The organism is Pseudomonas sp. W15Feb34, from assembly GCF_023127765.1.
Classification (GTDB): Bacteria; Pseudomonadota; Gammaproteobacteria; order Pseudomonadales; family Pseudomonadaceae; genus Aquipseudomonas; species Aquipseudomonas synxantha_A.
Genome location: NZ_SPKN01000045.1, coordinates 136751 through 150401, shown reverse-complemented (window position 1 = coordinate 150401; position 13651 = coordinate 136751). Strand labels below are relative to the sequence as shown.

Annotated in this window: 2 protein-coding genes; both read left to right on the top strand. The window is 57.5% G+C overall.

The genetic code is table 11. From position 1 onward, the window contains the following. Window position 1 precedes the first annotated feature (1 nt). Window positions 2–13195 (top strand): hemagglutinin repeat-containing protein, encoded by a 13194-nt coding sequence (locus tag E4O97_RS22535; RefSeq protein WP_248162313.1) that lies wholly within the window; start codon window positions 2–4, stop codon window positions 13193–13195. 4 nt (window positions 13196–13199) lie between these two features. After that, the gene (locus E4O97_RS22530; RefSeq protein WP_248162311.1) at window positions 13200–13583 is read left to right on the top strand and encodes a hypothetical protein; all 384 of its coding nucleotides are present in this window, start codon (window positions 13200–13202) and stop codon (window positions 13581–13583) included. Window positions 13584–13651: the final 68 nt, after the last annotated feature.

The window sequence follows — 13651 nt, the reverse complement described above, 5'->3', positions numbered from 1 at the left end:
AATGGATGTTCGCCAATTTGCCTTCCTGGTTCGCCAGCCTTCTGCTGCCCTGAAAAGCCGTGACGCGTTCCTCGGCCTGCCCAAACGTGGCCTGGCGCTGATCCTGGCCAATGCGCTGTTCTGGCAACCGCTGCTGGCCCAGGCCGAAGGCATCGTGGTCAGCGCGCCCGGCACCACCGTGGGCGCGGCGGGCAATGGCGTGCCGGTGGTGAACATCGCCACCCCCAATGGCAGTGGCTTGTCCCATAACCAGTTCAAGGACTACAACGTTGGCGCCAACGGGGTGATCCTCAACAACGCCACCGAACGCAGTCAATCGACGCAACTGGGCGGCATTATCCTCGGCAACCCGAACCTGCAAGGCCGCGCGGCCAACATCATCCTCAACGAAGTCAACGGTGGCAGCCCCAGCCAATTGCGCGGCTACACCGAAGTGGCTGGGCAGTCGGCCAAAGTCATCGTCGCCAACCCCTACGGCATCAGTTGCAACGGCTGCGGCTTCATCAACACCCCCAACGTCACCCTGACCACCGGCAAACCCATCCTCGATAACGGCCGCCTGGACCGCTACCAGGTCGATGGCGGTGCGGTGACCGTCGACGGCAAGGGCCTGGATGCCGGCAACGTTGACCACTTCGAAATCATCACCCGCTCGGCCAAGATCAATGCGCAGATCAATGCGCGCAAGTTGAGTGTGGTTGCTGGGCGCAATGATGTTAATGCGCAGACCTTGAGTGCAACCGCACGGGCCAATGACGGTAGCGCCAAGCCGGAGTTGGCGATTGACTCGACGGCGTTGGGTGGGATGTATGCCGGGGCGATCAAGCTGGTAGGGACCGAGGCCGGGGTTGGGGTGAAGCTCGACGGGGCGCTGATGGCCAGTGGGGGGGATATTCAGCTCGATGCCAGTGGGCATTTGAGGATGGCAGAGGCCAGAGCCAATAGCGGCGCTATCAACATCAAGGCCGCCAGTGTGCAGACGCAAGGGCATGTACATGCTGGCACGACACTGGATGTGCAAAGCCTCGGTGACTTGAATAATCAGAACAAACTCAGTGCCCGCGACCGCATCACGCTGTCCAGCGGCGGCCAACTGACCAACAGCGGGATTATCGAGTCCGGGATCAATCCAGACCTCATTCGCAACGCCATCGGCGATCTGAGCCTGAGCGCACAAGTCGTCAACAACAGCAACGGCGGCAGCGTGGTCGCCAGCCGTGACCTGACCGTCACCGCCACACAAACCCTGAACAATCAGGGCGGAACCTTGAGCGCCAAACAGGCCGCCAATGTCAGTGCCGGCACCCTGGACAACCAGAACAATGGCCGAGTGTTGAGCACAGGCAGTCTTGAGCTGAACGCCAGCCAATTGCTCAACGCCCAAGGTGGGCTGCTCAACAGTAACGGGCCGCTGACCGCCACCGTCGGCCAATTGAGCAACCGCAGTGGCAAGGTGTCCAGCCTGGGCGCCGCTACGCTGAATATCGCCACGCTGGACAACGTCGCAGGCTTAGTGACCGCCAATCAGGGCCTGCGCATCACTGCCAGCGGAGCCATCAATAACCAGGGCGGCAAACTTACCAGCCTGGATACATTGAACCTCACCGCCAAGGCCGTGGATAACAGTGCTGCAGGGCGCATTACCAGTACTCAGGCCCTGACCGCCAACGTCGCCAGCTTGAACAACAACGCCGGACACTTGACCAGTACCACATCGCTGACGCTGGACGTAAACAAGGGCCAGTTGAACAACCAGAAAGGTTTGATCAAAGGGTCGACGCTGGTTTTGAACAACCTCGCCGACGTCGGCAACCAGGGTGGTGAAGTCTCCAGTACACAGGGTTTCACCTTCGCGGCGAAGAGCCTGGACAACACCGGCGGCAAACTGCTCAGTGAGCAGGGTTTGACCGTGCGGTTGGATGGGGCGTTGACTAACACAGAAGGTGAAGTCTCCAGCGGCAACAGCACCGAGTTGCATGCTGCCGGCCTGGATAACCACGGTGGCAAACTCACCGGCGATACCGGATTGACGGTCAATGTAAGCGGTGCGCTGAACAACCGAGAAGGCGTGCTCGGTAGCGGCCAGACGGTATCAATCAGTGCCGCCAGCCTGGACAACAGCCACACCGGCAAAGTGATCAGTGACGCCAGCCTTACCACGCGTATTGCGGGCCTGCTGGACAACCAGAGCACCGGCTTGCTTAGCGCCAAAGCCAAGATGGATGTGCAGGCGGGCAGCCTCGATAACCGTGGCGGCAGTTTGAGCGGTAAAGACTTGCTGACCCTGACCACCGCCAGCCTCGACAACCGAGGCGGCAATGTCCGCGCTGACAAGGACATGCAACTCAACGTCGCCAGCTTGAACAACCAGGGCAAAGGCCTGCTGGTCGGGCAGGCGGCGGTCCGTTACCAGGGCACGACCCTGAATAATCAGGGCGGCTTGCTCAGCGCCGTCGGGCCGGTGCGCCTGGACGCGACGACCGTAGAAAACGCCAGCGGGCGTATCTCCAGCAAAGGCGATCTGATCGCCAATGTCACCCATTTCAATCAGCAAAAGGGCGAGTTGGTTGCGTCAGGCACCATGATGCTGACTGGCAGCACGCTGGATAACAGTAACGGTGGCACGATAGGTGCGACAAAAGCGCTGACGCTGACCGTCGATGACATCAATAACCAGGCCGGGGCAATCTCCAGCGCCATAGACGTCAACCTGGCGGGCACGTACCTGAATAACAGCCGTAAGGGCAAGCTGCTGGCTGGCACTGACTTGGGCCTCAAGGTGGCGCAAGTCATCAACCAGAGCGAAGGCCTGTTGTTCGGTAACGGCAAGGTGACCCTGCAAGGTAAGAGTCTGGACAACAGTGGCGGCACAGTATCCGGTGTACACGGTCTGGCCCTGACCCATAGCGGTGACGTGGATAACACCAGTGGTTTGCTCACCAGCGAAAGCGGCATCACCGCCACCACCGGCGGACTAAATAATACGTCAGGCAAAGTATCGAGTACCGGAGCTGTTGCACTGAGCGCCACGGGTGCGCTGACTAATCACAATGGGGCAGTGACCACCGATAAAGGGTTGACCCTCAACAGTGCCAGTCTGGAGAACCGCAGCGGCACACTCAGCGCCAAGGGCGCGGTCAAAGTGACCACCGGCGCTTTCAACAATACCCAGGCCGGTAGCCTGATCAGCAAGGACACGCTGACCCTGACCGCTGGCCAGGTCAGCAACGGTACGAATAGCCGCATCGTCAGCGACAACGCACTGACCGCCAACGTCACCGGTTTTGACCAGCAGGGCGGGAAGCTTACCAGTGTGACGTCACTGAGCCTGGACCTGAACAACGGCCAACTGAATAACCAGCAAGGCATGATCAATGCTCCTTTGTTGGTGCTGAAAAATCTCAACGGGGTTAACAACCAGAACGGCGAAATTTCCAGTACCCAGGCGTTCACCCTGGCCAGCAAAAGCCTGGATAACAGCAACGGCAAGCTCATCAGCAACCAGGCATTGACCCTGCGCATCGACCAGGCCATTAGCAACATCAAAGGCAAAATTTCCGCTGCGGCGTTGCAGATTAATGGCGCCAGCCTGGATAACAGTGAAGGCATGTTGAGTAGCCGGGGCCAGTTGACGATCACCGTCGATGGAGTACTCAAGAACCAAGAGGGCACGATAGTAAGCGACGCGGGCATGAAGCTGACGGCGGCCAGCCTGGAGAACAATGACGGGGAGATTTCCAGCAAAGGCGACCTCACCGCAGACATCACCAATATCACCAACCAGAACGGTAAGTTGATCGCACAAGGCGCGTTATCCCTTGACGGCCAGACGCTGGATAACCAACGAAAAGGCTACGTGAGCGCCACCCAAAAGACCGACGTCAAAATGACCAAGGTGGACAACCGGGGCGGCGAGATCTCCAGCAAGGCCGCTGTTCAGATAACCGGTCAAGGTTTGGATAACAGTGACGGCGGCATGGTGCTCGCCGCGACCGACTTGACGCTGAACGTCGATGACGTACTCAACCGTAACAAGGGCCAACTCAGCGGCCAGAGTGGTGTGACCCTGGAAGGCATCACGCTGGACAACAGCGGCGGCAGCCTTATCAGCCAAACAGACCTTGGCCTTGAACTCAGCGGCGAGCTGAATAACAACCAAGGTCGGCTGAGCAGTGAAGGTCTTTTGACCGTCGAGGCTGGGAGTCTGAACAACCGCAAAGGCAAGCTGTCCAGTGCTGGGGCATTGGACGTCACCGCCCACGGCGCCGTCGATAACCAGGGCGGTGAGATGGTCACCGACGCAGGCCTGACCCTGAACAGCACCAGCCTGGACAACAGCCAGAAAGGTACGTTGAGCAGCAAAAGTGCGTTGGTCATCACTACCGGCACATTCGACAACAGCCACTCCGGTAACGTCAGCACCCGCGACACGCTGAATATCACCGCAGGGCAATTGACCAACCACGACGGTGGCCGCCTGACCAGCGAAAAAGCGCTGACTGCCAATGTCACCGGCCTGGATCAACAAGGCGGGAAGCTGTTCAGCAACACGTCTGTCGCACTGGACCTGAAAAACGGTCAGTTGAATAACCAGGGCGGCCTGATCAACGGCCCGCTGTTGATGTTGAAAAACCTCAAGGGCGTGAACAACCAGGGCGGTGAAATCTCCAGTGCCCAAGCCTTCACATTGACCGCTGACAGCCTGGATAACAGCCGCGGTAAATTGCTCAGCTACCAGGCCCTGACCCTGCGCATCACCCAGGCCCTGAATAACCTCAAAGGCCTGATTGCCGCCCAGTCCGTCGACGGCCGCGCTGCCACCCTGGACAACAGCGGCGGCACGCTGACCAGCCGTGGCGACACGTTGCTTAATGTCGACGGCCAGCTCACCAACCAGGATAAGGGGTTGATCAACGCGGCTAATGCTCTAACCCTCAACAGCGCGGGTGTGAACAACCAGGGCGGTTCTGTCTTGGGCAAGTCGATAGCCATCGACCTGGGCGGCGGTGACCTGAACAACACCAAGGGCCTGATCACCACCGAAGGTCAACTGACCATCAAACGCCTGCGCGACCTGAGCAACCAGAGTGGTGAGATTTCCACCGCGCAAAACCTCACCCTCAACGGCCGCACGCTGGATAACAGCGCAGGCAAACTGATCAGCAACACTGTGCTCACTCTGGACGGCACCAAACTGACTAACCAAGGTGGCCTGATCTCGGGTTGGGAAGGTGTCAGTGTCAATGGCGTGGACTTGGACAACCGCAACCAAGGCACCGTCTCCAGCCGTTTTGGCAACGTCGATGTAACGCTGAGCAACAGCCTGCTCAACAGCGGCGCCGGTGCGCTGGTCAGCCAAAAAGCGCTGACCGTCAAAGCTGACAGCCTCGACAACAGCGACAAAGGCATCCTCTCCAGTGCGGGCGGGCAAACCCTGACCGTCACCGGGGTGCTCAACAACGCCCAAGGTGGATTGATCGACAGCGGCGCGGCCCTCGATCTGAACGTGCATACACTCAACAACGCAGGCGGCACGGTCAATGCGCAACAGGCCCTCGGCCTTATCGGCACCACCCTCGACAACAGCGCTGGCAACCTGATCGGCAACGGCAGCGTAACCCTCGACCTGCTCGGCGCCCTGACCAACACTGACGGCAAACTTGCCAGCGCCGGTGCGCTGCTGCTCAAACGCGCCACTGAGGTCAACAACCAGGGCGGCCAACTGGTCAGCCAAAGCTTGTTGACCCTGTTCGCGGGCAGCCTGGACAACCGTAAGCGCGGCACCGTCGCGTCCAACGGCACGCTGCTGGCCACCACCACCGGCACCATCCAAAACGACGGCGACGGGTTGATCTACAGCCAGAACGCCGACCTGAAACTCAAGGCCGCCAGCCTCGACAATGCCAAGGGTTCGATCCAAAGCCAGACCGCCCTGAACCTCGACATCAGCGGAGCCCTCGACAACCAAAGCGGCAAAGTCATCGCGCAAAACGGCGCTGTCGACATCAAGGCCACATCCATCGACAACCGTGGCGGCACCCTGGCCAGCCTCAAGGGCACTCTGCAAGCCAAGGCGCTGGGTGGCTTGCTGCGCAACGACTTCGACCTGAACAACAACCGTCAGGCCGGCATCATCCAGGCCCAAAGCCTGATCCTCACCAGTGCCAGCCTCAACAACAACGGCGGCCGCATCGCCGCGCAAACCGGCGACAACGACGTCACCACCGGCGCCTTCGACAACCGCGATGGCGGGCTGTACGCCAAAGGGACGGTCAAGGTCATCGGCAGCAGTTTTGATAACAGCGGTGATGTACGCGGCCAGGTGGCAGGCGGGCAGGTTGACCTCAAGCTCAGTGGCGGGGCACTGAACAACCAGAAAGGCATTATTGAAAGTGACACCACGCTGAAGGTCGAGGCGGATAGCGTGGATAACCAGGGCGGGCAACTGCGGGCTTTGGGCAAGAACGGCAAGACTGACTTTCAGATTGGGGGTGTGTTTGATAACCGCAACGGTGTACTGGAAACCGCCAACAGCGACTTGACGTTGAAGGCCAGTGGCTTCCAGAACGTGGGCGGCAGTCTGTTGCATGTGGGCACCGGCACGTTTGATATCAGCACGGCCAACCTGACGAATGTGGGCGGGAACGTTGTCACCCGAGGTGGCTTGACCCTGACGGCTGACGACTGGACCAACAGCAGTGTGATCCAGGCAGGGCGGTTGACGGTGAACGTCAACACTCTCAACCAAACGGCAGAAGGGCAGTTGCTGGCTTCCGATAGTTTGGTGGGTAAAGGTATTAACTGGTCCAACGATGGCTTGATTGCCAGTGATGGCAGCCTCAACGTGACGCTGGACGGGACCTATAGCGGTAGTGGCCGTATGAGTAGTTTGGGCGATCTGAGCCTGAGCGCCGCGCAATTAAAACTAAGTAAAACGACGAGTATTGGCGGTGGTGGCAACGCGACGGTCAACATCTCCGGAAGTGTGGATAACCAGGGGCGTTTAACCGCAACCAAGGATCTGAATCTGACGGCAGGCGCCATCAATAACTACGGCACGCTGGGCAGCGGTCAAAAACTTACCGCCACTACTGGCGCGCTACTTAACGACCATGCGCTGATTTTCAGTGGTTCGGACATGAGCCTGCGCGTTGATTCGCTGAGCAATAGCTACGCGGATATTTACAGCCTGGGCGACCTGAGCATCGACCGGGATGGTAAAGGCGGCGTTGCCCGCAGCATCATCAACAGCTCTTCGACCCTACAGAGTGATGGCAACCTGAGCCTCGCAGCGAGCACGATCAAAAATATCAGAGCGGTCTTGAACACCAGCAACCAAGACATTTATACCGCTCGGATTACCGAGATCGCTTGTATTGCGGGGTACGATTGTGACGGTGGTAAGGAAAACCATACTTGGGAGATTGCTCAACGCGAAAAACTTGAAGTCATTGAGGCCAGTGCAGCGTCCAGCATCACCTCAGGTGGCAATGTGACCATCAATGGTGGTGATCTCTCGAACCAAAGCAGCACCATTGCCGCCGCAGGAGAATTGTCGGTAACAGTCAACAATCTGGTCAACAGTGGTCTTGAAACGGGAGATATTGAAACTACCCGCGTGTTTGTATCAGAGAGAACCCGGCATCCAGAGAATTGGTATAACCCGGCAAACGCGTTCAACAACAAATATTGGTTCCAGAGCGCCGGCTATACGCCCAATGATTTGGGTGGGTTGCAGGCTGCAATGGGCAACTTTATAGCCATTACCGGTCCTCCGGTAGCTCCGAAGGGGATCGGGGAGCTGCCGCACCTTAGAACGACAAAAAAATTAGCAGATGGTGATCAGCGTTACGCCGCAGTGATTCAGGCCGGTGGGGCTGTCAACGTAACGGCGGGCAACAACATCGACAGCAGTGTGGTCCGTCCGGGCTATACCTATGTGGGTAGCGGCCCACGAACCGATACCAACGCCTCCGGTGCTGGCTTTTCAACCCGTATTACGCTTAACCAACAATTGCCGCCGGACCTGGCCCAGCAACAGGTCAATCCCCTGTCATTACCAGGCTTTAGCTTGCCCACGGGGCAGAATGGTTTGTTTCGCCTGAGCGGCCAGGGTGCTGCAACGCCAGCTAATCAAGGGCCACAAAGCTGGACCATGGGCGGGGCGTCCATCGACACTGCCCAGCGTGATCAAGCCGTGCCTGCCCGTGGTGGTAGGGATGTCCTAGTGAATGATGCCGCTCACATCGCAATGGCCACGCAAGAGCCGGTGCGCACGGCTGATCTGGCGACCTCAGTTGCAGCCATCATCGCGCCGCTGAACGTGGTCCCGATCGTAGATCCCATCACGGGTGCGGTAGTACCTGACCGCTCGAAGGTCGACGCTGTCGCCTCGACTACTCCGGTCGAAGGCTTGGCCACAGTGGCTGACACGTTGATCGTTAACCGCGTGCAGGGATTACCTGACGGCAGCTACGTCTCCAACCCCCACAAATACCTGATCGAAACTAACCCGGCTTTGACCGACCTGAAGCAATTCATGAGTTCGGACTATTTGCTGTCGAAACTGGGTTACAACCCGGATACCAGTTGGAAGCGTTTGGGTGATGGTCTTTATGAGGATCGGTTGATTCAGCAAGCCGTCATTGCTCGTACCGGTCAACGCTTCCTCGATGGGCAGACCAGCGACGCTGGGCAGTACAAATACCTGATGGACAACGCGATCGCCAGCAAGCAGCGATTGAACCTAGCGGTGGGCGTAAGCCTCACCGCCGAGCAAGTCGCGGCGCTGACCCACGATATCGTATGGATGGAAAGCGCCATGGTAAATGGCGAAAACGTCCTGGCACCTGTTTTGTATCTGGCCCAGGCCAATAACCGCCTGGGACCCAACGGCGCATTGATCGCCGGTAGCGACGTCAACCTGATTGCCGGAGAAAACCTCAACAACGTCGGCACCCTGCGTGCTACCAAAAACCTATCGGCCAGCGCCGGCGCCAACCTGGTCAACAGCGGCCTGATCGAAGCCGGTCATCGCCTGGACCTGCTGGCGGGCAACAACCTGGTCAACAAAGCTGGCGGGATCATCTCGGGGCGCGACGTGAGCCTCACGGCAGTTAACGGCGACGTGATCAACGAACGCACCGTCACCCGTCACGAGAGCAGCAACAGCGGTTATCGCACCGAACGCATGGACTTTGTAGACAGCGCAGCCCGCATCGAAGCGGCCAACAACCTGAGCATGCAAGCCGGACGTGACGTCAACAGCGTTGGCGGCGTGTTGAAAAGTGGTGCAGATACCACGATCAAGGCCGGTCGCGACGTCAACCTGATTGCCGCCGAGCAACGTAACGCCGGTGTGTCCCGGGACAGCAGTGTCACTCAATACGGCAATGTGATTGAAGCCGGGCGCGACTTCCGCGTGCAGTCCGGACGCGACATCAGCGCCATCGCCAGTCAAATCGACGCCAAGCGCGATGTTGCGATGGCGGCTACCGGCGACCTGACACTGGCTTCGGGCGCGAACGAACAGCACTCCTCGTTCAACAGCAAAAAGGTCAAGAGCCAGGAAGACCATGTTCAGCAGGTGTCCACCACGGTCAAGGCCGGTGGCGATGTGGCGCTGAGCGCGGGCGAGGACATGGCGTTGATCGCCAGCCGTGTAACGGCCGGGGATGAGGCGTACTTGTACGCAGGTGAAAATATTGAGCTCAAGTCCGCTGAGAATGAGGACTACAGCTTTTACAGCAAGACCAAAAAATCCTCCTCGGGCAAGAAATTCCGTCTCGATGAAACCGATAGCACCACCAACGTGGGCAGCCTGGTCGAATCGGGTGGCAATAGCACCGTGGTCGCTGGCAAAGATCTGCTGTTGGCCGGCAGCGCGGTGGCCGCTGACAAAGGTGCAGCGAAGTTGGTGGCGGGTGAAGACGTACAGATTCTTGCCGTAACCGACTCCGACAGTGCGCGCCATGAGCGCAAGCAAAGCAAGAGCAGTTGGGGCGGGTTCAAGTCGAGCAAAGTCCAGGACAAGGTCGACGAGACACGCACCACGGCGGTGGGCAGCATGGTCTCTGGTGAGACGGTCAGCGTTGCGGGCGCGCAAGACGTGACTGTGACGGGTTCGGCGCTGGTCAGTACCGGTGACCTGACTGTTCAGGCCGGGCGTGACCTGACCATCGATGCGGCGCAGAACACCTTCTCGCGCACCGACATGCACAAGGAAAAGAACCGCGACCTGACCGGTGTGTTGACCGGCAACAAGCTGGGCCTGGATGACATCACTGGCAATCAGCATCTGTTCATCAACAGCCAGAAGCACAATGGTACAGCGGCAGAAACTACCCTCACTGGCAGCACGGTTGGTTCCAGTGCGGGGAATGTGACGCTGGAGGCGGGGCGTGAAGTTAAGGTAGTGGCCAGTGATGTGGTCAGTACCAAGGACATGGATATCACCGGCTCCAATGTGACCATTGCTGCCGGGACTGAAACGGCTAACCAGACCAGTAAGGACAGTTCCAAAAGCTTGGCCGTGGGGCGTGTGATCGGCGGAACGGTCGTCGATACCGCCAGGAGCATCCGCGATGGCGTTGAAGCAGCCAACAATGCCGATGACCCTCGACTCAAAGCCGTGAAGCTGGCGCAGGTAGCCTTGAACACTTACAACCTGGGCGGCCAAATGGCAGACGCCAACGGTCAGGGTTCGGGTTTCAAGGACAAGCAAGGTGGCACGGCCAGTAATGGTTCGCTGATTAAAATTGGCACCGAGCTGGGCAGTACCCACAGCAAAAGCACCAGCGACTACCGCAGTGAAACGGCTAAGCAAAGCACACTCAACTCAGGTCAAAACCTGTCTGTTGTAGCGACGGGCAAGGCCGCCGAAACTCAGGGCGATATCCATGTCATCGGCAGCGAATTGAAGGCTGCCAATACCACGCTGGTCGCTAAAAACGACATCATTCTGGAAAGCGCGCAAAACACCACCGAGCGCAAAAACGACAGTAAAAACGACAAAACCAGCATCGGTGCCAGCTTCAATATCGGCGAACAAAACGGTTTCACCCTGGACCTTGGTGCGCAAATCGCCAAAGGCATGGGTTCCGGCAGTTCTGTGACTCAGGTTAACAGCAAGCTGGATACCGGTGCGCTGGTTCTGAGCAGTGGCCAAGACACCACCCTGGCCGGTGCCCAGGTGCGTGCTGACAGCATCAAGGCGGATATCGGCGGCAACCTCAATATCGCTTCGCGCCAGGATATCGACACTCAAAAGAGCAAGCAGAGCAGCGCCGGTGCTGGCGCGAGCATCTGTGTGCCACCGTTCTGCTACGGCACAACGGTAACGGCGTCCGGAAGCATGTCGGCCGGCAACATGAGCAGCGACTACAAGGCGGTCACTGATCAGACGGGGCTGTATGCGGGCAAGGATGGCTACACCTTGGACGTGGGAAAAAACACCACGCTACAGGGTGCCGTCATTGCGAGCGAAGCCAGCGCCGACAAGAACTTGCTGATTACCGATCGCTTGCTGACCAGTGACATCAAGAACACCAGCAAGATCAACAGCACTTCGGCAAGCGCAGGTATTGCCGGTGGGTCCAGCGGTATCGCAATGGGCCCGCCGATGGGCGCGGTGCTGAGTGAGTCCGACAGCAGCAAAACCCGGGCGGCGGTCAGCGAGGGCACGATTATTGTGCGTGATCCTGAGGGGGCCAACGACCTGGTGGGCCTCAATCGCGATACGCAAAACGCCAATAAGCACCTCGACAAGCCGGATGAAAAGGCCATGCGCGAACGCATGGACCTGATCAACAGCTCTGCGCAACTGGCCATAACGATCGGAAGCACCATTGGCAAGGCGAAGATCGACGAGTCTGAAGACCCCAACAGCGACGCTGGTAAAGCGGCTCGGCAGAAGTTGCTGGAGAGTGGCATCAGTGACCCGACCACCTTGCAGGTGAGGCAACAGGCTGAACGGGATTACGGCGTTGGCAGCAGTTTCCAGCGCACGACACAGACCGTGACGGCCATCGTGCAGGGGATTGCCGGTGGCAATGTGGGAGCGGCCATTGCGGGCGCATCCGCACCCCTCCTCGCGCAAAAAGTAAAAGACCTGACGGCAGGTGATGACGCCGCCAACCTCATGGCCCATGCGGTGTTGGGAGCGGTGTTGGCCAGGGCGGGTGGTAATTCGGCGCTGGTGGGGGCCGGTGGTGCGGTAGCAGCGGAAGCCACGGCGAGGTTGATTCGTAGTGAGCTGTACGGGAACGTCAGTAATGACGATCTGACTGCAGAGCAGAAGCAAACGATCTCTGCGTTGTCGACGTTGGCGGCGGGGGTTGCGGGTTCTGCGGTGGGCAAGGACGCGCTGAGTGCGGTGGCGGCGGCTCAGGTTGGGAAGAATGCGGTTGAGAATAACTTTCTAAGCTCTAAAGATGTGCTGAATCTGCACAAGGAACTTGAGGCTGCTGACAAAACCGGCGCTGACAAGCAGGATATCTACGAGAAGTATGCTGAGATCAGCAAGAAAAACAGAGACGAAGCGGTAGCGGACGATTGTTCCGGTAATCCGTTCTGCGCAAACGGAGCGCTGTCAGAGGTCGGGGCAGGTTCGGATGTTGCGAACACTCTGAAACGTCTTCCAGTATTTTCTAACCTGAGCAGTGACGACTTAGCGCAGCTTGACCGGTTCGTACTGGCCGAAAATGAGGACAGTGCCAGAGCTATTTACCAAGCGATACCGGATTATGTAAAGGTTGCTCTGAACGGTAAGGAAGCAGTAGAAGTTATAGGACTGGGCGCTGCAGTTGGTGGTAAGGCGTTGGCGGCACTGGGCGTGGTTGGTAAGGTTAAATCCGACCCCCTGCCGGGAAGTAAAATTGAACAAACACTTACCCCTGAAAAAAACTGGGAAAGCGCTCGAAACAAAGCATTAAGTATTGTCGGTAATTTAGGCTCAGATGCGAAACCTGTTATTGGACGACTAGAGGTAAGCGCAGGAAATGGGAAGGTTATCGGGCGCCAATCTAATGATGGTAAAGTAGGCTGGCGTGTTGATTATGACCCTGATAAAGGCACTCATATTAATATATGGGACTATTCTCAAGGTAAAGGGCCAGGTAAGGCAATAAAGCAGGTTGTACCGTTTGAGGGTAATGAGAAAGCCTTTGAGACGATATTGAAACAGTTGAATAGGTAACGATATGACTTTGTTTGAAGAGTGCAAAGAAGCACTTCGTGCAGATTTCAATGTTGTTGAAGGTCAAGCTCGTCAAGAAGCTATCGATATTTTATATAGCTATCCCTTTTCGCGCGGGAGGGTGGATTGGTCCGAAATTAATTTTTCGGATTATGAGAGTATCGATGCTCTATTGAGTGCAAATCCTACGATAAATAACGATGTGTTCGTTTTTGTGGACGATGCGAGCATCCCTGTTTTTAGGACGGGACTAATTTTGATTTCCGAAAATATTTATGATGTTATATCTCTGTCGCCAAAATTATTCATTTTTAATAATGAGGTGATATTGGAACCCCTGTTTCCAACTGAAATGTTTCGGTTAGGTGTAAAGTCTAATGCTCCGTAGAGCAAGTCTTGGCCACGGTGCAAGGTATTTTTTATAGATACACCAGTGGCTTTTTAGTTATCAGCTGA